The 22,880-nt window shown below is 73.7% G+C and carries 18 protein-coding genes and 1 pseudogene; 14 read left to right on the top strand and 5 right to left on the bottom strand.

Annotated features, from left to right (window positions below; all coding sequences use genetic code 11):
* Positions 1-3 precede the first annotated feature (3 nt).
* From ACIBPB_RS11090 to dusB, 5 genes are all read left to right on the top strand, one after another.
* Complete coding sequence (locus ACIBPB_RS11090; protein ID WP_396839381.1) at positions 4-345, top strand: antibiotic biosynthesis monooxygenase family protein; 342 nt, start codon at positions 4-6, stop codon at positions 343-345.
* A 25-nt stretch (positions 346-370) separates the two neighbouring features.
* Positions 371-931: a hypothetical protein gene (locus tag ACIBPB_RS11085; protein WP_396839380.1), complete on the top strand. Its 561-nt coding sequence runs from the start codon at positions 371-373 to the stop codon at positions 929-931.
* 113 nt (positions 932-1,044) lie between these two features.
* Complete coding sequence (locus ACIBPB_RS11080; protein ID WP_396839379.1) at positions 1,045-2,424, top strand: glycine--tRNA ligase; 1,380 nt, start codon at positions 1,045-1,047, stop codon at positions 2,422-2,424.
* Positions 2,425-2,580: 156 nt separating this feature from the next.
* Positions 2,581-4,005 (top strand): MFS transporter, encoded by a 1,425-nt coding sequence (locus tag ACIBPB_RS11075; RefSeq protein ID WP_396839378.1) that lies wholly within the window; start codon positions 2,581-2,583, stop codon positions 4,003-4,005.
* A 37-nt stretch (positions 4,006-4,042) separates the two neighbouring features.
* On the top strand, positions 4,043-5,215 hold the full coding sequence (gene dusB, locus ACIBPB_RS11070) for a tRNA dihydrouridine synthase DusB (protein WP_396839377.1): 1,173 nt from the start codon (positions 4,043-4,045) through the stop codon (positions 5,213-5,215).
* A gap of 78 nt (positions 5,216-5,293) precedes the next feature.
* On the opposite strand, the gene ACIBPB_RS11065 is transcribed toward dusB, so the two are convergent.
* Positions 5,294-5,944, bottom strand: a complete 651-nt coding sequence (locus ACIBPB_RS11065) for a C39 family peptidase (protein ID WP_396839376.1) — start codon at positions 5,942-5,944, stop codon at positions 5,294-5,296.
* A 624-nt stretch (positions 5,945-6,568) separates the two neighbouring features.
* Positions 6,569-8,357, bottom strand: a pseudogene (locus tag ACIBPB_RS11060) (beta-N-acetylhexosaminidase); the annotation flags it as partial.
* A 310-nt stretch (positions 8,358-8,667) separates the two neighbouring features.
* Between ACIBPB_RS11060 and ppdK the strand changes: the two are divergent.
* From ppdK to ACIBPB_RS11015, 9 genes are all read left to right on the top strand, one after another.
* The gene (gene ppdK, locus ACIBPB_RS11055) at positions 8,668-11,403 is read left to right on the top strand and encodes a pyruvate, phosphate dikinase (protein WP_396839375.1); all 2,736 of its coding nucleotides are present in this window, start codon (positions 8,668-8,670) and stop codon (positions 11,401-11,403) included.
* Positions 11,404-11,536: 133 nt separating this feature from the next.
* Complete coding sequence (locus tag ACIBPB_RS11050) at positions 11,537-11,890, top strand: VOC family protein (protein WP_396839374.1); 354 nt, start codon at positions 11,537-11,539, stop codon at positions 11,888-11,890.
* Positions 11,891-12,124: 234 nt separating this feature from the next.
* Complete coding sequence (locus ACIBPB_RS11045) at positions 12,125-13,363, top strand: deoxyguanosinetriphosphate triphosphohydrolase (RefSeq protein ID WP_396839373.1); 1,239 nt, start codon at positions 12,125-12,127, stop codon at positions 13,361-13,363.
* A gap of 45 nt (positions 13,364-13,408) precedes the next feature.
* Positions 13,409-14,245, top strand: coding sequence for a siderophore-interacting protein (locus ACIBPB_RS11040; RefSeq protein WP_396839372.1), 837 nt, complete (start codon positions 13,409-13,411; stop codon positions 14,243-14,245).
* Positions 14,246-14,340: 95 nt separating this feature from the next.
* Entirely contained in the window at positions 14,341-15,315 is a 975-nt protein-coding gene (locus ACIBPB_RS11035) for an ABC transporter ATP-binding protein (RefSeq protein ID WP_396839371.1), read from the top strand.
* Positions 15,312-16,163 carry an ABC transporter permease gene (locus tag ACIBPB_RS11030; RefSeq protein WP_046571847.1) on the top strand — a complete coding sequence of 284 codons (852 nt, stop codon included), beginning with the start codon at positions 15,312-15,314 and terminating at the stop codon, positions 16,161-16,163. The genes ACIBPB_RS11035 and ACIBPB_RS11030 overlap by 4 nt, the downstream gene beginning before the upstream one ends.
* A 9-nt stretch (positions 16,164-16,172) precedes the next feature.
* The gene (locus ACIBPB_RS11025; protein WP_396839370.1) at positions 16,173-16,424 is read left to right on the top strand and encodes a helix-turn-helix transcriptional regulator; all 252 of its coding nucleotides are present in this window, start codon (positions 16,173-16,175) and stop codon (positions 16,422-16,424) included.
* 155 nt (positions 16,425-16,579) lie between these two features.
* A complete protein-coding gene (gene dnaG / locus ACIBPB_RS11020) occupies positions 16,580-18,475 on the top strand; it encodes a DNA primase (RefSeq protein WP_396839369.1) in 1,896 nt (631 codons plus the stop codon).
* Positions 18,475-19,011 carry a hypothetical protein gene (locus ACIBPB_RS11015; protein ID WP_046571845.1) on the top strand — a complete coding sequence of 179 codons (537 nt, stop codon included), beginning with the start codon at positions 18,475-18,477 and terminating at the stop codon, positions 19,009-19,011. The genes dnaG and ACIBPB_RS11015 overlap by 1 nt, the downstream gene beginning before the upstream one ends.
* Positions 19,012-19,015: 4 nt before the next feature.
* Here the strand turns inward: ACIBPB_RS11015 and ACIBPB_RS11010 are convergent, their stop codons facing one another.
* Genes ACIBPB_RS11010 through ACIBPB_RS11000 form a run of 3 tightly spaced genes read right to left on the bottom strand, consistent with a single transcriptional unit; the run spans position 19,016 to position 22,826 of the window.
* Positions 19,016-20,017 carry a TAXI family TRAP transporter solute-binding subunit gene (locus ACIBPB_RS11010; RefSeq protein ID WP_396839368.1) on the bottom strand — a complete coding sequence of 334 codons (1,002 nt, stop codon included), beginning with the start codon at positions 20,015-20,017 and terminating at the stop codon, positions 19,016-19,018.
* Positions 20,014-20,406, bottom strand: coding sequence for a roadblock/LC7 domain-containing protein (locus ACIBPB_RS11005; RefSeq protein ID WP_046571842.1), 393 nt, complete (start codon positions 20,404-20,406; stop codon positions 20,014-20,016). Before ACIBPB_RS11005 ends, ACIBPB_RS11010 begins: the two co-directional genes overlap by 4 nt.
* Positions 20,403-22,826, bottom strand: coding sequence for a nitrate- and nitrite sensing domain-containing protein (locus ACIBPB_RS11000; protein ID WP_396839367.1), 2,424 nt, complete (start codon positions 22,824-22,826; stop codon positions 20,403-20,405). The genes ACIBPB_RS11005 and ACIBPB_RS11000 overlap by 4 nt, the downstream gene beginning before the upstream one ends.
* Positions 22,827-22,880 lie beyond the last annotated feature (54 nt).

The raw sequence follows: 22,880 nt of genomic DNA, 5'->3' as shown, positions 1-22,880 counted from the left end.
CCGGTGCTGGTCACCAACCGGTTCGTGGTCGCCCCCGACGGCGCGGCCGAGTTCACCGAACGGGCGCACGCCGCCCTCACCGCGCTCGCCGCCCGCCCCGGCTACCGGCGTGGCGAGTTGCTGCGCGCGTTCGACGACCCGGCCCACTGGTGCCTGCTCACCGAATGGGACTCGGTCGGGGCGTACCGGCGGGCGCTGGGCGGCTTCGACGTCAAGGTCACCGCCGTGCCGCTGCTGGCCCAGTCCGTCGACGAGCCGTCGGCGTACGAGACCCTCGCCAGCGCCGCGCCGGAGGGCGAGATCGTCATCGTCGCCAGTGATCGGGCCGCAGGTCCTTACCGGTGACGCGGAGGGCACTACCCTCTGGCGTATGACCGCACCCGGCCCGGCCGCCCCACCCCCGCATCCCGTGCCGTCCGACGCGCCCGCGGCACCGGACTCGCCGGCGGACCCCGGCGTTCCCGCACCCCCGCCCGGTCCCGGGGTCGCCCCGCCCTTCGCCGCCCCGCCCACCGAGGGCCGGCGGGCCCGCCTCTGGCTCGGCCTCGGCGTGGGCGCGCTCGCCGTGCTGCTCTGCTGCGGCGGTGGCGGCGCCGCGGTGGTCGGGCTGGCGGTGAGCAACGTCCAGGCCGTCGAGGAACAGGGCCGGGCGGTCACCGACGACTACTACCAGGCCCTCGTCGAGAAGGACTGGTCCAAGGCGTACGACCAGCTCTGCGACGACGCCCGGCGACGCGAGTCCCGCTCGGAGTTCGAGCAGCGGGTGGCCACCGAACCGCAGATCTCCGGCTACCGGGTCGGCGAGGTGGACCCGCAGTCGCTGACCGTGCCGGTCGACGTGACCCTCGCCGGCGGCAAACGGGAGGCCCAGACGGTGACCCTCGCGCCGGACCAGCAGACGGGCGGCATGGAGGTGTGTGGGGTGAGCTGACCGGGCCCCGGTATTCTGCTGGGCTCGGGACTCCGGCGGTCGTACCGTTGTCCCGAACCGTCCGGTTCCACTCACATCGCCCCCGCCGACCGCCAGCCGGCGTAGGAGGAAACATGCCAGCCGACCGTATCGACGCCGTCGTCAGCCTCGCCAAGCGCCGAGGCTTCGTCTTCCCCTCCAGCGAGATCTACGGGGGCACCCGGTCGGCGTGGGACTACGGTCCGCTCGGCGTGGAGCTCAAGGAGAACGTCCGCCGGCAGTGGTGGCGGACCATGGTCCAGCAGCGCGACGACGTCGTCGGCCTGGACTCGGCGGTCATCCTGGCCCGCCAGGTCTGGGAGGCCAGCGGCCACATCGCCGAGTTCGTCGACCCGCTGACCGAGTGCCAGTCCTGCCACAAGCGGTTCCGCGCCGATCACCTGGAAGAGGCGTACGCCGAGAAGCACGGCAAGCCGCTCACCTCGCTGTCCGAGCTGAACTGCCCGAACTGCGGCAACAAGGGCACCTTCACCGAGCCGAAGATGTTCAACGGCCTGATGAAGACCTACCTGGGCCCGGTGGAGAGCGACGAGGGCATGCACTACCTGCGCCCGGAGACCGCCCAGGGCATCTTCGTCAACTACAAGAACGTGGAGACGGTCGCCCGCAAGAAGCCGCCGTTCGGCATCGCGCAGACCGGCAAGTCGTTCCGCAACGAGATCACCCCGGGCAACTTCATCTTCCGGACCCGCGAGTTCGAGCAGATGGAGATGGAGTTCTTCGTCGAGCCGGGCACCGACGAGCAGTGGCACGAGTACTGGCTGCGGGAGCGCTGGAACTGGTACCTCGACCTGGGCCTGTCCGAGGAGAACCTGCGCTTCTACGAGCACCCCAAGGAGAAGCTCTCGCACTACTCGAAGCGCACCGTCGACATCGAGTACCGGTTCCAGTTCGGCGGCTCGGAGTTCGCCGAGCTGGAGGGCATCGCCAACCGCACCGACTTCGACCTCTCCACGCACAGCAAGCACTCCGGGGTCGACCTGTCGTACTTCGACCAGACCAAGAGCGAGCGCTGGATCCCGTACGTGATCGAGCCGGCCGCCGGCCTGACCCGCGCGGTGCTCGCGTTCCTGCTCGAGGCGTACGACGAGGACGAGGCGCCGAACACCAAGGGCGGCGTGGACAAGCGCACCGTCATGCGCTTCGACCCGCGGCTGGCCCCGGTCAAGGTGGCGGTGCTGCCGCTGTCCCGCAACGAGGCGCTCTCGCCCAAGGCCAAGCAGCTCGCCACCGACCTGCGCAAGCGCTGGGTGGTCGAGTTCGACGACTCGCAGGCCATCGGCCGCCGCTACCGCCGCCAGGACGAGATCGGCACGCCGTTCTGCGTCACCGTCGACTTCGACACCCTGGACGACAACGCGGTGACCGTGCGGAACCGGGACACCATGGCCCAGGAGCGCGTCTCCCTGGACCAGGTCGAGCGCTACCTGATCGAGCGCCTGCCCGGCTGCTGACCTCGTACGGAGAAGGGCGCCGTCGGTGACGGCGCCCTTCTCCGTGCCTCCGGGGCGGGACGACAGGTCGACATGTCTGAATCCCGCGCGCCGGTTGCCGTTAGCCGCCGGGACCGCCCGGGTAGCAGGTCCCTCACCGGCAGCGCAGGGGGCGAGATGCGGCAGGCGACCACCGAACCGTCCGTCACCCCGGCGCGCGCGGTGGCGGTGCACCCCTGGCCCACCGCCCTGGTCCTGGCCAGTGCCATGTTCCTGGTGCTCTTCGACAGCCTGGCGGTGGCCACCGCGCTGCCGCGCATCGGCGCGGAGTTCCGCCTCGACCCGGCCCGCCTGCAGTGGGTCGTGACGTTGTACTCGCTGAGCATCGGCGGCCTGCTGCTGCTCGGGGGCCGGCTCTGCGACGTGTGGGGGCGCCGCCCGCTGATCGTCGGCAGCCTCGCCCTGGCGACTCTCGGCTCGGTCCTGGCCGGGCTCGCGACCACGCTGCTTCCGCTGCTGCTCGGCCGGGTCCTGCAGGGCGCCGGCGCGGCCCTCGCCATCCCGGCGACCCTGGCGTCTGCGGCGACGTTCTTCCCGGACGAGCCGTGGCGCAGCCGGGTGTTCGCGGTGGTCGCCGCCGCCGCGAACACGGCCGGTCTGGCCGGTGCGATCGTCGGCGGCCTGATCACCTCGCACCTGGGCTGGCGCTGGGTTTTCCTGGCTACCGTGCCGGTCGGGCTGGTGGCGGTGGTGGCGGCCCGGCTGCTGCTGCCGGCGAGCCGGCCCGATCCTGGTGGCCGGCAGCGACTGGACCTCGCCGGGGCGGTCCTGGCCACCGGCGCGTTGCTCGCGCTGATCTTCGGCGCCAACCGGATCGCCGAGTCGGGTCCGGAACCGGTCGCGCTCGGCGCGTTGGCCGCCTCCGTCCTGCTGCTGTTCCTGCTGGTACGCGTCGAGCGGCGGGTGGCCGACCCGCTGGTCCGGCCGTCCCTGCTCCGGTCGCGCCGGCTGGTCGCCGGTTGCCTCGCCTTCGCCGCACACTCGGCCGCGTACGCGGTGGTGGTGGTCGTGGGCAGTCTGTACCTCCAGGAGGTCCACGGCCTGTCCCCGGCGGGCGCCGGGCTGGTGCTGGCCCCGGTGCTGCTCGGCGCGCTGGTCAGTGCCGCTCCGGCCGGCGCGCTGATCCGCAGGTTCGGCGCACGGCGGGTCGTGACGGCCGCCCTGGTCCTGTGCGCGGTCACCCTCGCGCTGGTCGCGGTCAACGCGGGCGGGCCGCTGGTGCTCGTGGTGACCATCCTCGTCGCCTGGGGGCTCAGCGCCGGCCCGATCTACGTCGGGCTGACCCGGGTGTGTGTCGGTCACGCGCCGCCGGCCGACCAGGGGACCGCCTCGGCGGTGTTCGAGTCGACCACTCACGTGGCCGGGGCGATCGCCGTGGCGATCTTCCTCACGCTGCTCGCCGCCGGGGTCGGCTACGGCGTCGTGCAGTTCATCGGTGCCGTCGCGGGAGGACTGGGCGCCCTCGCGCTGCTGCTGATCATGCCGGCGGGGGAGCCCGGCGGCGCGCCGTCGCCCGCGCCGCAGGGGGTGGCGGCCCGGTAGGCGGCGATACCCGAGAACCGCTCCCTACACTGGTCAGGTGACCGCTCCGACCACCACCGCGCCGCGCCCGCTGACTCTTGGGCCGCACCAGGTGTGGCCGCCGGTGGTGCTCGCGCCGATGGCCGGGATCACCAACGTGGGCTTCCGCCGGCTCTGCCGGGAGCAGGGCGGCGGCATCTACGTCTGCGAGATGATCACGACCCGGGCGCTGGTCGAGCGGAACCCGAAGACGCTCCGCATGATCGCCTTCGGCGCCGAGGAGCAACCGCGCAGCCTCCAGCTCTACGGCACCGACCCGGAGATCACCGCCGCCGCCGTGCGGATCGTGGTCGAGCGGGACCTCGCCGACCACATCGACCTCAACTTCGGCTGCCCGGTCCCGAAGGTCACCCGGCGCGGCGGCGGCTCGGCCCTGCCGTGGCGCCGCCGGCTCTTCGCCCGGCTGGTGCGGGCCGCGGTGGACGCCGCGTCACCCGCCGGGGTGCCGGTCACCGTCAAGATGCGCAAGGGCATCGACGACGACCACCTGACGTACGTGGAGGCGGGGCTGGCCGCCCAGGACGCCGGCGTCGCGGCGGTCGCCCTGCACGGGCGTACGGCCGCGCAGCGCTACTCGGGCACCGCCGACTGGGACGCCATCGCCACGTTGAAGCAGGCGCTGGACGTGCCGGTGCTGGGCAACGGCGACATCTGGGAGGCCGACGACGCGCTGCGGATGGTCGACCACACCGGGGTGGACGGCGTGGTGATCGGGCGCGGCTGCCTGGGCCGGCCGTGGCTCTTCGCCGACCTGGAGGCCGCCTTCAACGGGCGTGCCGAGCGGCGGTTGCCCAGCCTCGGCGAGGTGGCGGCGACCATGCGCCGGCACGCCGAGCTGCTGGTCGACCAGTTCGTGGCGGGCGCCCGCAACCCGGCGCGGGGTGAGCGGGACGGCTGCACCGACTTCCGCAAGCACGTCGCCTGGTACCTCAAGGGCTTCCCGATCGGCAGCGAGCTGCGCCGCTCGCTCGCCATGATCGAGAGCCTGGCCCAGCTCGACGACCTGCTCGGCAAGCTCGACCCGGCCGTGCCGTTCCCGGTGGAGAACTTGGGGCAGCCACGCGGTCGGACCAACTCCCCGGGCAAGGTGTTCCTGCCCGACGGCTGGCTGGCCAGCCGCGACGACGACACCCCGCCGGACGGTGCCGAGCTGGACGACTCCGGCGGCTGACGTGCCGAAAGGGCCCGACCCCTCGTGGGGTCGGGCCCTTTCGGGTGTTGCTCGGGCTGCCGGGTGTTGCTCGGATCGTCAGGAGGCGCTGTAGCCGCGGGTGGCGATCCAGTCGGCGAGGTTGTCGACGCTCATCCGGTAGGAGGCCATGTTCGGGTCGGCCGAGTCGGCGATCGTGACGGTCTTTCCGCCGTCGTGGTAGCCGGTGACGCTGATGTAGTGGCCGCCTTCGAAGGAGTGGGTGTTGCCGTCGGTGTCGGTGGTGGTGCCGGCGATGTTGGCGACCACGGCGCGGCCGTCGTCGACGGTGCGCACGATGTCGGCGCGCAGCCGCTCGGTCTGCTTGTCGTCGGCCTTGGGGTCCTTGATTTCCACCGAGTGGTAGGTCTTGCCGGTTTCCTTGTTCAGGACGGGGGTGATGTCGTTGATGCTGTTGGTGCCGGCCTCGGTGGTGCCCATCTCCTTGGCCATGGCGTCCACGTCGATGTTCTTGCCGAGCACGGACAGGGCGTTGCGGGTGGCGGCGGGGCCGCAGTAGTAGAAGTTGGGCTGGGCTTCGTAGCGGACGTTGAGTTCGCGCTCGCCGTGGCCCTTGCGGTCGGTGCTGACCTGCGTGGTCTTCTCCGCGGGGGCGGCGTGGGCGGCGATGGCGGGGCCGGCGATGCCACCGGCGGTGGCGGCGAAGCCGGCGGCGGTCAGGACGGTGTTACGCAGCAGAGTGGTACGCATGATGAGTGCCTCTCTGATCGGGGGTGACGCGACAGCCACACAAGGGGGGTGTCTGCTGCCGCGCGCAAAAGGGGGGGAAAGTCTTTGGGGGATGCCCGGCGGTCAGGGGGGGGTGACCTGCTCGGGCGTGCCGGGGTGTACCGGTCGGCGGCGGGGAAGTGATTCCCTCGACCTCGCCGATATCCCCGGGTTGGACCGGTGGTGCACGGTCCCGGGGGATGTAACGGCCCGGGGCCGGGGATCGTTCCCCTCGGCCTTGACCCGGGTGGACCGGGTGGTGCGCGGTGCCGGGGGTGTAACGACGGCCGGTGGCCGATCATTCCGGCCGGGCTCCCGCACCCCTGGGGGGTGGGCTGCTCTACGGTCTGCCATGTTCAACGACCCCGACCCCCGCATGATTCCACCCTGCCGGTGACCCCGACCACCGGACGGCAGCCCCCAAACCACCCAACGGCCCCCCACCGCCCACGCCCAAATCCGGAACGCCCGGGCAGACGCGCGGCCGCAGCCCGCGATGGGATTTCGGCAGCGCGCCATGCTCGGGCGTCGCGTCCAGGTTGAGGCCGGTGCTTGATGGCCGGTTCGCGGTCCGCGAATGGTGTTGGGCCCGGTTGGCGGCGGCTCAGTGGGTGTCGGCCGTGGTGTCGGGGCTGCGCCGGGTGGGAGGTACCGGGGCGGGCTGCGCCAGCCATGGGATATCCGGGGAAGGGTGGAAGGTGATGCCGGCGGCGGCCCAGCGCGGGCCGTGGGCGGCGAGCCGCTGGCGGAAGGCATCCCATCCGTGCGTGGAGCGGGGCGACCAGCCGAGTTCCGCGACAGCGGGCAGGCGGGGGAAGAGCATGAACTCCACCTCGGCGAGCGTGGTGACCGATTCGGTCCAGAGCGGCGCCTCCACGCCCAGCACCGCCTCGACCGGTACGCCGGTGAGGTGCGTACCCGGATCCCAGTCGTAGGCCCGGCGTACGTCGATGAGGCCCGCCCAGTCGTGCCCGATCGGGGTGTCCGGGGCGTACTTCATGTCCAGGTAGACGCGGTTGCCGGGGGAGAGGATCACCCGGGCGCCCCGGCGTACCGCGTCGGCGGTCTCCGGGTCGTCGCCGTTGGTGCCCCACCATTGCAGGACCCGCCCGTCGAGGTGCTCCGCCGGGGCGAGCTGGTGCCAGCCGACCACGGTCTTGCCGGTGGCCGCGACGATCCGCTGCGCCCGCTCCACGAAGCCGGTGTAGGCCGCGCCCTTGACCTTGAAGGCCTCGTCGCCGCCGAGGTGCAGCCACCGGCCGGGGGTCAGCTCGGCCACCTCACCGACCACGTCGGCGACGAAGTCGTACGTCCGCTCGTCGGCCGGGTCGACGTAGCTGAAGCCCACCTCGGTGCCGGTGTACGGCGGCGGCGGGATCTTGCCGGGCGCGAGTTCCGGGTACGCGACCAGGGCCGCGTTGGTGTGCCCGGGCAGGTCGATCTCCGGCACCACGGTCACGTGCCGGCGGGCCGCGTACTCGACGATCCGCTGGTAGTCGGCCTTGCGGTACCACCCGCCGGGACCGCCGCCGACCTCGGTGGCGCCGCCCACCTCGGCGAGCCGGGGCCAGGAGTCGACGGCGATCCGCCAGCCCTGGTCGTCGGTGAGGTGCAGGTGCAGGTGGTTGAGTTTGTACCGGGCCAGGTGGTCGACGACCCGCAGCACGTCCTCGACGGCGAAGAAGTGCCGGGCCACGTCGAGCATCGCGCCCCGGTAGGGGAAGCGCGGCCGGTCGACGATGGTGCCGCCGGGCACCGCCCACCGCTCGGCGACCGGGGTGGGGCTGTCGATGGCGGCGGGCAGCAGCTGCCGCAGCGTCTGCGCGCCGTGGAACAACCCGGCCGCGGTGGCGGCGGTGATCCGTACGCCGTCGCGGGACACGGCCAGGCGATACCCCTCGTCGCCCAACCCGCTCTCGGCACCCGCCGCATCGCCCGGCCCCGCGCCGCCACCCGGCTCCGCGCTGTGGTCCGGGGCGGGGGCGGCGGGGAGGGGGGCCGTGGACAGGGTCAGCTGGAGCGGGCCGTCGGCGGTGGGCGCGTCGGCGACCGGTAGCGGGAAGCCGGTGGCCGGGCGCAGCCACTGCGCCAGCTGCTCGGCGACGTCCCGGGCGGCGGGGTCGGTGCCGACCCGGATCACCGCGTCCGCCGGCAGGGTGAAGTCCGCCGCCGGGTCCGGGATCACCCGCTCGGGCGCGGGCACCACGTCGCCGAGGCGGACCGGCGCAGCCGGCGCGAGCAGGTCCCCGGCGCGGCGGGCGGCGGTGCGGGCCAGCTCGCCGGCGCTGGGCTGCCGGCCGGGGAGGCGGTCGAGCGGCTCGGGACCGCTGCCGGCGGGGACGGCGGGGAGCGGCTCGGGATCGCTCCCGGTGGGGGCGGTGGGGGTGGTCGGCACGGCGACGGCTCCCGGGGTGTATTTGCGCGGGATATGGCAATGGTCAGGTTCAGCAGAACCAGTGCCGTCAAGAGTACGAGGGGATCCGGAATTGCGTAATCGTGCGCGTGGAAGCGTTCCCAAAAACCGGTACGGACGCGGATAGTCGTGATGCTTGTGCCGATTGTCACCGAACGGTCCCAGGCCCCTCGAAGTTCGCTTAGCCTTCGCCCACCGACCGCTGACGACGCCGGGATTACCGGTGCTTGGTCTCGGGGTATGTCCGAACTGAACCTTCGTTAAGTGTCAATGGCGCGCGTGGGAGGCTCTGGTGGCAGCGCAGGAAACGGTCGAGCACAAGTACGTCTACGACTTCGCCGAGGGCAACAAGGATCTCAAGGACCTGCTCGGCGGCAAGGGGGCCAACCTGGCCGAGATGACCAATCTCGGCCTGCCGGTGCCGCCCGGCTTCACGATCACCACCGAAGCCTGCAAGGCGTACCTGACGACCGGTCGCGAGCCGGACGGGCTGGCCGGGCAGATCGAGGCGCACCTGGAGTCGCTGGAACGCGGCATGGGCCGCAAGCTCGGCGACCCCGACGACCCGCTGCTGGTCTCCGTCCGCTCCGGGGCCAAGTTCTCCATGCCCGGCATGATGGAGACCGTCCTCAACGTGGGCCTCAACGACCGCAGCGTGGTCGGGCTGAGCAACCAGGCGGGTGGCGGTGCCGACCGGGCCGCCTCCGGCGGCGCGGACCGGTTCGCCTGGGACTCCTACCGCCGGCTGATCCAGATGTTCGGCAAGACCGTCTGCGAGGTTCCGGGCGAGGAGTTCGAGCACGCCCTCGACGAGGCGAAGCGCGCCAAGGGCACGCAGAACGACCTGGACCTGGACGCCGACGACCTGCGCGCGCTGGTCGACGCGTACAAGAAGATCTTCGCCAAGCACACCGGCCGGGAGTTCCCGCAGGAGCCGCGCGAGCAGCTCGACCTAGCCATCCGCGCGGTCTTCGAGTCGTGGAACGCCGAGCGCGCGGTGGTCTACCGCCGGCAGGAGCGCATCCCGGCCGACCTGGGCACCGCGGTCAACGTGGTGGCCATGGTCTTCGGCAACCTCGGCGCGGACTCCGGCACCGGGGTGGCGTTCACCCGCGACCCGGGCAGCGGCGCGCAGGGCATCTACGGCGACTACCTGGTCAACGCGCAGGGCGAGGACGTGGTCGCCGGCATCCGCAACACCGTGCCGTTGCAGGAGCTGGAGCGGATCGACAAGAAGTCCTACGACGAGCTGCTCAGCTACATGGCCCGGCTGGAGGAGCACTACAAGGACCTCTGCGACATCGAGTTCACCATCGAGCGCGGCAAGCTCTGGATGCTCCAGACCCGGGTCGGCAAGCGCACCGCGGCCGCCGCGTTCGTCATCGCCGGGCAGCTCGTCGACGAGGGCCTGATCGACCTGGACGAGGCGCTGCACCGGGTCAACGGCGCCCAGCTCGCCCAGCTGATGTTCCCGCGCTTCCAGCTCGACCACGAGTTCCAGCCGGTGGCCAAGGGCATCGGCGCCTCGCCCGGCGCCGCCTCCGGCAAGGTGGTCTTCACCTCGGCCCGGGCCGTCGAGCTGGCCGCCCAGGGCGAGCCGGTGATCCTGGTCCGCCGGGAGACCAACCCGGACGACCTCAACGGCATGATCGCCGCGAAGGGCATCCTCACCTCGCGGGGCGGCAAGACCAGCCACGCCGCCGTGGTGGCCCGCGGCATGGGCAAGACCTGCGTCTCCGGCGCGGACGAGATCGACGTGAACGTGCCGGCGAAGCGGTTCACGGTCGCCGGGCAGACCGTCAACGAGGGCGACGTCGTCTCCATCGACGGCACCACCGGCAAGGTCTACCTCGGCGAGGTGCCGGTCATGCCGTCGGAGGTCGTGCAGTACTTCGAGGGCAGCCTCGACCCCGCGCACGTCGACAACCCGCTGGTCCGGGCCGTACACCGGATCATGACCCACGCCGACGCCACGCGGCGGCTGGCGGTCCGGACGAACGCCGACACCGGCGAGGACGCGGCCCGGGCGCGGCGGTTCGGGGCCGAGGGCATCGGCCTGTGCCGCACCGAGCACATGTTCCTCGGCGACCGCCGCGAGCTGGTCGAGCGGCTGATCCTGGCCTCGACCGACCGGGAGCGGGAGGACGCGCTCGCCGCGCTGCTGCCGTTGCAGCGGGCCGACTTCATCGAGATCTTCCGCGCGATGGACGGCCTGCCGGTCACCGTGCGGTTGATCGACCCGCCGCTGCACGAGTTCCTGCCCCCGCTGGAGCAGCTCGCGGTCAACGTGGCGGTCGCCCAGGAGCGCGGCGAGGACGTCGCCAAGGAGGAGGCGCTGCTCGCCGCCGTGCGCCGGATGCACGAGGAGAACCCGATGCTGGGCCTGCGCGGGGTCCGGCTCGGCCTGGTCATCCCGGGCCTGTTCGCCATGCAGGTCCGGGCGATCGCCGAGGCCGCCGTGACGGTCGTCCGCGACGGCGGTACGGCCTGCCCGGAGATCATGGTGCCGCTGGTCGGCGCGGTCCAGGAGCTGGAGACGGTACGCGCCGAGGCCGAGAAGATCATCGCCGAGGTGGTCGGGGACAGCGGCGTCGAGGTGCTGATCGGCACCATGATCGAGGTGCCCCGGGCGGCGCTCACCGCGGGCCAGATCGCCGAGGCGGCGCAGTTCTTCTCCTTCGGCACCAACGACCTCACCCAGATGGGGTGGGGCTTCTCCCGCGACGACGTCGAGGGCGCGTTTTTCTGGCGCTACCTGGAGCTGGGCATCTTCGGCATCTCGCCGTTCGAGTCGATCGACCGGGAGGGCGTCGGCCGGCTGGTCCGGATCGCCGCCGAGGAGGGCCGGGCGGCCCGGCCGGGGCTGAAGCTCGGCGTCTGCGGCGAGCACGGCGGCGACCCCGACTCGGTGCACTTCTTCCACTCCGTCGGGCTCGACTACGTCTCCTGCTCGCCGTTCCGGGTGCCGGTCGCCCGGCTGGAAGCCGGCCGCGCGGCGATCACCACCACCGGTTCCGACTCCCGCTGATCCGCCGCGTACGGGGCCGCCGGCGACCTGCCGGCGGCCCCGTGTCGCGTCCACCGGCTTGCTGGGCGCGCCATTCCGGGCCGCCCGGCGTAACCTGAGCTACCGCGCACGTGCCGATCAGGAAGGTGGCCGCATGAGCAGCGTCTGGGAGAACCTGACGGTCGACGCCCAGGATCCGTCCCGGCTCGCCCACTGGTGGGCCGAGGCGCTCGGCTACCAGGTGATCAGCGACAAGCCGGACGAGGTGGAGATCCGCCGCACCCCCGATTCGCTGCCCGGCATCGTCTTCGTCCCGGTCGCCCAGCCCAAGGAGGGCAAGAACCGGCTGCACATCGACCTGCGCCCGACCGATCTGGAGGCCGAGGTGGAGCGGCTGGTCGACATGGGCGCCCGGCACGTCGACATCGGCCAGGGGAGCGTCGACTGGACGGTGCTGGCCGACCCGGAGGGCAACGAGTTCTGCGTGCTGCGTGAGCGCGAGGAGTGAGCCGGTTTTGCGAGCCCCGCAGTCGCGAACAGCGGTGGCCCGGTGAGCGCGAGGAGTGAGCCGGTTTTGCGAGCCCCGCAGTCGCGAACAGCGGTGGCACGGTGAGCGCGAGGAGTGAGCCGGTTTTGCGAGCCCCGCAGTCGCGAGCAGCGGTGGCCCGGTGAGCGCGAGGAGTGAGCCGGTTTTGCGAGCCCGCAGTCGCCAACAGCGGCGGCACGGCAGCCGGGATGAGGGTTGACCACGGGTCCCGGCCCTGACGACGCGGCGCGCCTGGTCGCCGAGGCGCCCAAGGACACCGGGTACGGGCGGTCCCCGTACGAGCGGGACCGGGCCCGGGTGCTGCACTCGGCGGCGTTCCGCCGGCTCGCCGCGAAGACCCAGGTGCACACCGCCGGCACCGACGACTTCCTGCGTACCCGGCTGACCCACTCCCTCGAGGTGGCGCAGATCGCCCGCGAGATGGGCGCCCGGCTCGGCTGCGACCCGGACGTGGTGGACACCGCCGGCCTGGCGCACGACCTCGGGCACCCGCCGTTCGGGCACAACGGCGAGGACGCCCTGGACGAGCTCGCCGCCGGCTGCGGCGGCTTCGAGGGCAACGCGCAGACGCTGCGGGTGCTGACCCGGCTGGAGGCCAAGGTGCTCGCCCCCGACGGCCGCTCCGTCGGGCTGAACCTGACCCGGGCCTCGCTCGACGCGGTCGGCAAATATCCCTGGCCGCGCCGTCCCGGCCGGCGCAAGTTCGGGGTGTACGCCGACGACCGCCCGGTCTTCGACTGGCTGCGCGCCGGCGCCCCGCCCGGTGACCGGCGGTGCCTCGAGGCGCAGGTGATGGACTGGGCCGACGACGTGGCGTACTCGGTGCACGACGTCGAGGACGGCATCCACGGCGGGTACGTCAGCCTGCGCCCGCTGCTGGCCGACGCCGACGAGCGGCGGGCGCTCTGCGCCGACGTGGCGACCGCGTACTCCGGGGAGGCCCCGGAGGACCTCGGCGAGGTGCTCGCCGAGTTGCTCGCCGACCCGGCGCTCGCCCCGCTCGCCGCGTACGACGGCAGCCACCGGGCGCTGACCGCGCTGAAGACCACCACCAGCGTGCTCACCGGCCGGTTCGTGTCGGGCGTGGTGGCCGCCACCGAGGAGCGGCACGGTCCCGGCCCGCACCGCCGGTACGCCGCCGACCTGGTGGTGCCGCGCCGGATCCGGGCCCGGTGCGCGCTGCTCAAGGGCATCGCGTTGCGCTACGTGATGCGCCGCCCCGGCTCCGGCCCCCGGTACGCCCGGCAGCGGGAGGTCCTCGCCGAGCTGGTCGCCGTGCTGCTCGACCGGGCTCCGGACGCGCTCGACCCGGTCTTCGCCCCGCTGTGGCGGGAGGCGCCCGACGACGCGGCGCGGCAGCGGGTGGTGATCGACCAGGTGGCCTCGCTCACCGACCCGGCCGCCGTGGCCTGGCACACCCGGCTGGTCCGCTGACCGCCCCCGTGGGGCACCGGCGCAACTTAGGCTAGCCTAAGAAGCATGACGGAGCGCCCCAAGATGGTCACCGCCGCCACGGTCGTCCGGACCGAGCGGCCCACCCCGCACCTGATCCGGCTCGTGCTCGGCGGGGAGGAACTGGCCGGCCTGCCGGTGGGCGCGTACACCGACCACTACCTGAAGTTCGTCTTCCCGCCGGCCGGGGTGAGCTACCCGCACCCGACCGACCTGGCCACCATCAAACGGCAGTTCCCGGCCGAGCAGTGGCCGCGGCTGCGGGCCTACACGGTGCGCGCCTGGGACGCGGCGGCCGGCGAGCTGACCGTGGACGTGGTGTACCACGGCGACGAGGGGCTGGCCGGGCCGTGGGCGGCCGGGTTGCGCCCCGGCGACCGGGTGCTCTTCGTCGGCCCCGGCGGGGCGTACGCCCCCGACCCGGCCGCCGACTGGCATCTGCTGGTCGGCGACGAGAGCGCGCTGCCGGCCATCGCCGCCGCGCTGGAGCGGCTGCCCGCCGGCGCCCCGGCCCGGGTGTTCGTCGAGGTCGACGGGGCGGCCGACGAGTTGCCGCTGGCCAGTCCCGGCGCGGTCGAGCTGCGCTGGCTGCACCGGGCCGGCCGCCCGGTCGGCCAGGCGTTGGTGGCGGCGGTCCGGGCGCTGGACTTCCCGCCCGGCGCGGTGCACGCGTTCGTGCACGGCGAGGCGAGCGTCGTCAAGGAGCTGCGCCGGCTGCTGCGGATCGAGCGTGGCTTGCCCCGCGAGGCGCTCTCCATCTCCGGTTACTGGCGCCGCGGCATGGACGACGAGGGCTGGCGCTCCACCAAGCGCGACTGGAACGCCCAGGTCGAGGCCGAGGAGTCCGACGCGCTGGTCGCCTGACCGCGCGGCTCGTCCCCGCCGTTCGTTCCCGCCCCGCGCGTCACGCCGCGGCCACGGCCCCCGAGGGATGTAGTAGAGGTGCTACATTCTGCGGTATGACTGCGGTCGAACTGGCGGGCGTCGCCGAGACCCCGCACCCACCCGGCAAGGACCTCGTCCTCGACGTCCGGGACCTGCGGATGCGCTACGGCAGCACGGATGTGCTGCACGGTGTCGACTTCACTGCCCGGCGCGGCGAGGTGCTCGCCCTGCTCGGGCCCAACGGGGCCGGCAAGACCACCACGATCGAGATCCTGGAGGGCTTCCGGATGCGCTCCGCCGGGGAGGTCAGCGTCCTCGGCGTCGACCCCGGCCGGGGCGACGAGCGGTGGCGCGCCCGGCTCGGCGTGGTGCTCCAGTCGTGGCGCGACCACGGCAAGTGGAAGGTCCGTGACCTGCTGGACCACCTCGGCATCTTCTACCGGGCCTACTCCACCGAGCGGATCCCGCGCCCCTGGCCGGTCGACGAGCTGCTGGACGCGGTGGGCCTCACCCCGCACGCCGACAAGCGGGTGCACCAGCTCTCCGGTGGCCAGCGCCGCCGGCTCGACGTGGCCGTCGGCATCGTGGGCCGCCCCGAGCTGCTCTTCCTGGACGAGCCGACGGTCGGCTTCGACCCGGCGGCCCGGCGCGAGTTCCACGAGCTGGTGCACCGCCTCGCCGACCTGGACGAGACCACCATCCTGCTCACCACGCACGACCTGGACGAGGCGGAGAAGCTGGCCAACCGGATCCTCATCCTGGCCGGCGGCCGGATCATCGCCGACGGCTCGCCGGACGAGCTGGCCCGCCGGGTCGCCGGGGACGCCGAGATCCGCTGGACCCGGGGCGGGGAGCGGTTCGTGCACGCCACCGCCGACGCCACCAGCTTCGTCCGGGAGCTGCTGACCCAGCACGGCGACGAGGTGCAGGAGCTGGAGGTCCGCCGGGCCAGCCTGGAGGACGCGTACATGGCACTGGTCTACGAGCAGGAGTCCGGGGCGCGGGCCGGCGGGGCCGCCCGGGTCTGGCAGCAGGGGAGCGAGGCATGAACCCGACCACGGCGGCCGTCCGGGCCGGACTGCGGCGCGGCCTGATCGAGCTGCGCAACACCTTCACCAACGGCCAGGACCTGTGGAACTACTTCTTCCCCACGGTCGTCCTGCTGGTCACCATGTTCTTCATGCGCGGGTCCACGGTGCCCGGCACGACCTTCTCCCTCGGCGCCCGTACGCTGCCCAGCGCGCTCGGCATGGGGCTGGCCTTCGGCGGCATGCTGATGCTCGCCTCACAGCTCGTCGTGGAGCGGGAGGACGGCACGCTGTTGCGGGTCAAGGCCACCCCGAACGGCATGCTCGGCTACCTGATCGGCAAGATCGTCCTGCTCTCCACGGTGGCGATGCTGAGCATGCTCCTCCAGCTCCTGCCGGCGATCTTCTTCCTGGACGGGCTGGAGCTGGCCCGCCCGGGGGCCTGGCTCGGCCTGCTCGCGGTGGCGCTGCTCGGCCTGGTCGCCACCCTGCCCATCGGTGCGGTCATCGGCTCCCTGATTGAGAACCCGCGCAACCTCGGGCTGGTCATGCTGCCGACGATGGGGCTCATCGCGCTCTCCGGCATCTTCTACCCGATCAACGGCTACCCCGGCTGGTTGCAGGCGATCGCCCAGGTCTTCCCGATCTACTGGCTCGGGCTGGGCATGCGCTCGGCCCTGCTCCCGGACGACCTGGCCGCGGTGGAGCTCGGCGGGTCGTGGCGGCACCTGGAGACGGTCGGGGTGCTGGGTGCCTGGGCGGTGCTCGGGCTCGTCCTCGCCCCCGTCGTGCTGCGCCGGATGGCCCGCCGGGAGTCCGGTTCCCGGATGGCCGCTCGGCGGGAACGGGCCATCCAGCGGGTCGGGTGAGTGGCGTCGATGAGTGAGACCGTGCACAACCGGATCGCGGTGCTGCGCGCCGAGCGGGGCATCTCGCGCCGGCAGCTCGCCGACGCGCTGGGCGTGCACTACCAGACGGTCGGCTACCTGGAGCGCGGCGAGTTCCGGCCCAGCCTGCACCTGGCGCTGCGGATCGCCGCGTACTTCGAGGTGCCGGTCGAGGTGGTCTTCTCCATCGAGCCCTTCCCCCGGATCGGGACGGGAGCGGGCCGCGCCGACCGGGCCTCCTGATCATTGAACGGGATGCGGCATGTCGGGGCCTCCGCCGCCGGAAAGGGCCCGACATGCCGCGGTCGGGTGCCGGCTCCACCCCGGGAGGGGGCCCGGGGCGGGCTCCGCCACACGGCCGTGCCCCCGCCGCCGGATCGTCGGTCCGGCAGGGCAGGATGTACGCCGAGGAGGTGGCGGAGATGGCGGGGCGGATCCGGGACGAGGACATCGCGTTGGTCCGCGAGCGCAGCTCCATCGCCGACGTGATCTCCGAGGTGGTCACCCTCAAGTCGGCCGGCGGCGGCAACCTCAAGGGGCTGTGCCCGTTCCACGACGAGAAGAGCCCCTCGTTCAACGTCTCGCCCGCCCGTAACGTCTGGTACTGCTTCGGCTGCGGGGCCGGCGGGGACGCGATCAAGTTCCTGATGGACGCCGAGCACCTGAGCTTCGTCGAGTCCGTCGAGCGGCTCGCCGCCCGGGCCGGCCTCCAGCTGCGCTACGTCGAGGACGACCGGTCGGCCCCCCGCCCCCGGCCGCAGCAGGGGCAGCGGCAGCGACTGGTGGCCGCGCACGCCGCCGCGGTCGAGTTCTACCGCGCCCAGCTCGGCACCGCCGGCGCCCGGCCGGCCCGGGAGTTCCTGGCCCAGCGGGGCTTCGACCGGGCCGCCGCCGAGCGCTACGGCTGCGGCTTCGCCCCCGATGCCTGGGACCTGCTCACCAAGCACCTGCGCCAGCAGGGCTTCAGCCACGACGAGCTGGTCACCGCCGGGCTGTCCCGGCCGTCCCGCTCGGGCACCCTGATCGACCGGTTCCGCCGCCGGCTGCTCTGGCCGATCCGGGACCTCACCGGCGACGTGATCGGCTTCGGCGCCCGCAAGCTCTTCGCCGACGACGACGGCCCGAAATACCTGAACACCCCCGAGACGCCGATCTACAAGAAATCCCACGTCCTCTACGGCATCGACCTGGCCAAACGGGAGATCGCCAAGCAGGGCAAGGTGGTCGTGGTCGAGGGCTACACCGACGTGATGGCCTGCCACCTGGCCGGCGTGAGCACCGCCGTGGCCACCTGCGGCACCGCGTTCGGCGCCGACCACATCAGCGTGCTGCGCCGGCTGCTGATGGACACCGACGCGGTGGCCGGCGAGATCATCTTCACCTTCGACGGGGACGCCGCCGGGCAGAAGGCCGCGCTGCGCGCCTTCGAGGACGACCAGCGCTTCGTCGGGCGTACCTTCATCGCGGTCAGCCCGGACAGCATGGATCCGTGCGAGCTGCGTCTGGCCAAGGGCGACCTGGCGGTCCGGGACCTGGTCGCGCGCCGCGAGCCGCTGGTCGACTTCGCGCTGCGCCACGTGATCAACCGGTACGACCTGGACACGGTCGACGGCCGGGTGGAGGCGATGCGCCGGGCCGCCCCCCTGGTCGCCAAGATCAAGGACCGGGAGAAGCGCCCCGAGTACGTCCGCAAGCTCGCCGGTGACCTCGGCATGGAGATCGAGCCGGTGCAGCGGGCCGTGCTGGCCGCCGGATCCGGCCAGCCGGCCGGGGCCGGCGGGTCCGGGCCGACCCGCCCCGGCCCGGCCGCCCCGAGCCTGGACAGCCCACAGTCGAAGGTCGAGCGGGAGGCGCTGAAGCTCGCCCTCCAGGAGCCGGTGCTGGCCGGCCCGATGTTCGACGCGGTCGAGGCCGGCGAATACCGGCACCCGGTGCACCAGGTGGTCCGGGCGGCCATCGCGGCGGCCGGCGGGGCGGCGACCGCCGCGGCCGGCGCGGTCTGGATCGAGCAGGTCCGGGACGCCTGCGCCGACCTGGCCGCGCAGGCCCTCGTCGGCGAGTTGGCCGTCGAGCCGCTGCGCATCGACGGCGAACCCGACCCCCGGTACGTCTCGATCACGATGGCCCGGCTCCAGTGGGGCTCGGTCACCGGCCGGATCAAGGACCTCAAGTCGAAGATCCAGCGGATCAACCCGGTGAGCAACAAGGACGAGTACTTCGCGCTCTTCGGGGAACTGCTCTCGCTGGAACAGCACGCGCGGGCCCTGCGCGAGCAGGCCGCCGGAGGGCTGTGATGGGACTGTTCAACCGCAAGCCGAAGCTGCCGCCCGCCGACCGGCCGCCGCTGGCCGCCGAGGAACGCGTGCTCGCCTGGGCCGGCGTCGGCAACGGCGAGGGCGACGGCGTGGTGGTGGCCAGCAACCTCGGGCTCTGGCTGCCCGGCCGGGGGCACCGGCTGGGCTGGCACGACGTGCTCAAGGCCGTCTGGTCCGGCCGGGAACTGACCGTCACCCCCGCCGAGCGGGTCGCCGAGCGGGACGGCTACCTCGTGGTGGCCGACGGCCCCGCCGAGACGTACCTGCTGCTCGACCCGGGCGAGCTGCCGCACCAGGTACGCGCCCGGGTGACCCGCTCGGTGGCGTACACGGCGCACCAGCCGGTGCCCGGCGGGGCGGCCCGCATCGCGGCCCGCCGGGTCCCCGGCGTCGACGGGCTGACCTGGACGGTCCGCTACGACCCGGGCACGCCGGTCGACGACGAGGCGGTGACCGCCGAGACCGACCACCTGGTCGGCGCGGCCCGGGCCGCCACCACCCCCGCCGACGTCTGACGGCTCAGCCGCCGCGGTAGTACCGGGCGGCCCCCGGGTGCAGCGGGATCGGGTCGGTGGCGGCCGCGCTGTCCCGGGTGAAGTTCGCCGCCTCCGGGTGCACCTTGATCAGCTCGCCCTGGTAGCTGAAGAGCATCCGGGTCAGGTCGTACGCGAGATCGTCCGGCATGTCCGCGCTGACCAGGATGACGTTCGACACCGTGATGGTCGGGGTGGGCGCCGACGTGCCGTAGACGGCCCCGGGCAGCGTCGACGTGGTGTAGACCGAGCCGTACCGGGCGGAGAGCGGCTCGATCAGCTCCGCCAGCGGCAGCAGCCGGAAGGTGCCCGGCGCGCTGGACAGCAGGTCCTTCACGCCCGGGGTGGGCAGGCCGCCGGAGAAGAACATGGCGTCCACCCCGCCGGAGCGCATCTGCTTCACCGTCTCCGGCAGCGACAGGGTGAGCCGCCGGATGTCCCGGTCCGGGTCGATCCCGGCCGCGGTCAGCAACCGACCGGCGATGATGTCCGTGCCGGACTTCGGCGACCCGGTCGAGACCCGCTTGCCGCGCAGCTGCGCGAAGGTGTCGATCTTCCCGTCGGCGCGGACGATGAGGTGGGTGTAGTTGCTGTAGATCCGGGCCAGCGCCCGTACCGGCTGCGGCTGGCCCTCGAAGGCGCCGCGCCCGGTGACCGCGTCCGCCGCGGTGTCGGCCAGGCTGAACGCGACCTCCATGTCACCGCTGGTCAGCCGGTTGATGTTCTCCACCGAGGCGCCCGTCGGCTCGGCCCGCGCCTCGTAGCCGGGCAGGTGCCGGCTGATCACGTCCGCGTAGCCGCCGCCCAGCTGGTAGTAGACGCCGGTGGTGTTGCCGGTGGCCAGGAAGATCCGCCCGTCGTGCCAGGTCTTCGGCCCGGGGTCCGCCGTGCCGCAGCCGGCCACCAGGACGGCCGGCAGCAGCGCGGCCAGCAACCGCCGGGCGGCCGGCAGCAGCGCGGCCAGCAACCGCCGGGCGCGGCCGGTCACCGGCGGACCGCCGGTTCCAGGGCCTCCGCCACCCGCTGGACCAGCGTGGCCGTCTCGTAGCCGATCTGGCCCAGGTCGCAGCCGGGGGCGGCGAGCACACCGAGCAGGGCCCGCTCGCCGACCGCCATCACCAGCAGCACGCCGCCGTCCATGTCGACGATCTGCTGGCGTACCCGGCCGGCCGACATCAGCCGGGCGGCGCCGACGGTCAGGCTGGCCAGGCCGCTGATCACCGCGGCGAGCTGGTCCACCTGGTCGGGGGAGAGGTCCGGGGAGGAGGCCAGGCGCAGGCCGTCCTCGGACACCGCGAGGGCGTGCGACACGTCGGGCACCTGCTCGGCGAAGTTCGCCAGCAGCCAGTCGAGTCCGGCGGTCACGGATGAGCTCATGGGGTTCTCCCGTTGGGTGTGGGGTGCGGGGCACGGCGCATCGCGCTGGCCACCCCCTCGGCGAGGGCGGACAGGCGGGCGCGTACCACCTCGGGGTCGAGCAGGTCCGCCTCCGGGCGGGGCGGCGTCGCGGGGGCGGGCATCGGTGCGGGCAACTGGCCGCCCCGGGCCCGCCGGGGCAGGCCGCTGGCGGTGGTCGACGGGGACCCGGCGCCGTCGGCGGGCCGGACCCGGGCGGCGCTGGGCGGCAGCACCGCGAAGCCCGGCGGGCGCACGCTGGCCACGCCGCGGGCCGGGCCGGCGGGCGGCGGACCGCCCACCACCGGCACGACCACGGTCGGGCTGTTCGGCAGGGCGGTCGGCGTGACGACCAGGTCCCGCCGGGCGCCGCCGACCGGCCGGGCCGCCGGCCCGCCCGGCCGGGGCCGGAACCAGGGCGCGCCCCGGCCGGCCACCGGCCGCCCCTCCATCGCCGGCCGCCGGCTGACCGCCTCGACCCGGGTGAGCGCCGCCTCGGGCACCTCCACCTGGGCGACCGTGCCGGTGCCGGTGTTGTGCAGTTGCACCCGGATGCCGTGCCGGGCGGCCAGGTGCGCCACCACGTGCAGGCCCATGCTGCCGGCCGCCGCGCTGGACAGGGTGGCCGGCGCGGCGAGCCGCTCGTTGATGGTGGCCAGCCGGCTGTCGCTGATGCCGATGCCCTGGTCGTGCACGCGCAGGGTGAGCCCGTCCACAGTCCGCCGGCCGTCCACCAGCACCGGCGAGGCCGGCGGCGAGTAGACGGTGGCGTTCTCCAGCAGCTCGGCCAGCAGGTGCACCAGGTTGCCGACCGCAGCGCCGTGCACCGCCGCGGTCGGCACGTCCACCTCCACCCGCGGGTAGTCCTCGATCTCGGAGGCCGCGGCCCGGATCACATCGTCCAGCAGCAGGGCGCCCTCGTGCCCGCGGCCCGGCTCGCCACCGGCCAGCACGAGCAGGTTCTCGCCGTTGCGGCGCAGCCGGGCGGCCAGGTGGTCCAGCGCGAAGAAGCGTTCCAGGGCGTCCGGGTCGGTCTCCTCGCGTTCGAACTCGTCGAGCAGGCGCAGCTGGCGGGTGATCAGGGTACGGATCCGCCGGGCCAGCGCCTCGGCCATCCGGGTCACGTCGAGCCGCAGCTCGGCCTGCTCACCGGCGAGCCGCAGCGCGGCCCGGTTCACCGTGTCGAACGCCTCGGCGACCTGGGCCACCTCGTCCCGGCCGCGCCGGATGCCGGCGGTCAGCCGGGTCGCCGTACCGTCCCCCGAGGAGCCCTCGCCGGCCGCGATCGCGGTGATCCGTTCCGGCAGCTCCCGGTTGGCCATGGTGAGCGCGGCGACCCGCAGCCGGCGCAGCCGGCGGCTGGTGCGTACCGCCAGCAGCACGGCGGTGAGCAGCGAACCGAGCGCCACGGTGCTGGTCGCCCCGGCGGTGATCAGGGCCCGCTGCCGGGCGGTCCGGGCCAGCGCGGCGGCGTCCCGGTCCAGGTCCTCGGAGAGTTCCCGGCCGAGCAGGTTGTAGCGGCGGATCGTCCCGCTCTGCGCCACGTACCAGGCGTCGCCGTCGGTCTCCAGCGCGGCGGGCCCGCCGTCGGTGGCCAGCACCCCGTCGCGCATCCGGCGGGCCGTCTCCACGTCGCCGCCGGACATCAACCGGTACCAGGCGGTGTTCGCCGGGCCGGTGGCGATCCGCAGGAACTCGGCCTGGCGCTGTTCCCGGGCGCCGCGCAGCCGGCCCAGCCCGGCCAGCTCGCCGGGGGCGAGCGCACCCCGGACGAAGACGCCCCGCAACAGGTCCCGCTCCAGCGACGCCAGGTGCTCCTGGGCGGCCACCGCGGCCACCTGCCGGGCCCCGTTGGCCAGGGCCGCGTCGCGCAACTGGGCCGGCAGGGCGTCGGCGACGGCGAGCAACGACTCGACCATCACCACGTACGACGGGTCGGCCCGGTTGCCGCCGAGCGCGAGCTGACGGGTGGGGTTGAGCTGGTCGAGCTGACCGTCCGCGTCGTTGAGCACCGCCTTCAGGTCCGGCGCGGCCCGGCGGGCCGCGCCGCTGGCCGACCGGTAGCGTTCCACGGCCGCGTCGACCCGGCGCCGCTGGGCGTCCACCAGCGGGCGGCCGGACGTGCCGCCGCGCTGGCGCAGCGCGGCCGTCTCGCCGAGTTCCCGCTCCAGCTCGTGCACCAGCCGTACGGTGTCGGTGGCGGTGCCGGCGAGCACGCGGGCCCGGTCGGCGTCGGCGGACGCGGCGAGCGCGGAGTCGGTCTGGGTGGCGCCGAGCACCACCAGGCCCACGGTGGCGACCAGGATCGGGGCGAGCAGCTGGGTACGGACCGACCAGAGGTGCTCGGTGCGGTCGGCGGCCCGGTGGTGCCGGCGTACGCGGGCGGGGCTGGGGAGCGGCACGGAGGTCTCCGGGTCGGGGGTCGGGTCCGGGCCCGGACGGATGGTCCGGGCCCG

Source organism: Micromonospora sp. NPDC049836, from assembly GCF_044465125.1.
Taxonomy (GTDB): Bacteria; Actinomycetota; Actinomycetes; order Mycobacteriales; family Micromonosporaceae; genus Micromonospora.
Note: the sequence above shows the minus strand (reverse complement) of the source record. Positions and strands in the feature narration are given on the sequence as shown.

Coding starts and splice junctions, on each gene's coding strand:
- ACIBPB_RS11085 (WP_396839380.1), top strand. CDS start 371: ATGACCGCACCCGGCCCGGCCGCCCCACCCCCGCATCCCGTGCCGTCC.
- ACIBPB_RS11080 (WP_396839379.1), top strand. CDS start 1,045: ATGCCAGCCGACCGTATCGACGCCGTCGTCAGCCTCGCCAAGCGCCGA.
- ACIBPB_RS11075 (WP_396839378.1), top strand. CDS start 2,581: ATGCGGCAGGCGACCACCGAACCGTCCGTCACCCCGGCGCGCGCGGTG.
- ACIBPB_RS11065 (WP_396839376.1), bottom strand. CDS start 5,944: ATGCGTACCACTCTGCTGCGTAACACCGTCCTGACCGCCGCCGGCTTC.
- ACIBPB_RS11050 (WP_396839374.1), top strand. CDS start 11,537: ATGAGCAGCGTCTGGGAGAACCTGACGGTCGACGCCCAGGATCCGTCC.
- ACIBPB_RS11040 (WP_396839372.1), top strand. CDS start 13,409: ATGACGGAGCGCCCCAAGATGGTCACCGCCGCCACGGTCGTCCGGACC.
- ACIBPB_RS11035 (WP_396839371.1), top strand. CDS start 14,341: ATGACTGCGGTCGAACTGGCGGGCGTCGCCGAGACCCCGCACCCACCC.
- ACIBPB_RS11030 (WP_046571847.1), top strand. CDS start 15,312: ATGAACCCGACCACGGCGGCCGTCCGGGCCGGACTGCGGCGCGGCCTG.
- ACIBPB_RS11025 (WP_396839370.1), top strand. CDS start 16,173: ATGAGTGAGACCGTGCACAACCGGATCGCGGTGCTGCGCGCCGAGCGG.
- dnaG (WP_396839369.1), top strand. CDS start 16,580: ATGTACGCCGAGGAGGTGGCGGAGATGGCGGGGCGGATCCGGGACGAG.
- ACIBPB_RS11015 (WP_046571845.1), top strand. CDS start 18,475: ATGGGACTGTTCAACCGCAAGCCGAAGCTGCCGCCCGCCGACCGGCCG.
- ACIBPB_RS11005 (WP_046571842.1), bottom strand. CDS start 20,406: ATGAGCTCATCCGTGACCGCCGGACTCGACTGGCTGCTGGCGAACTTC.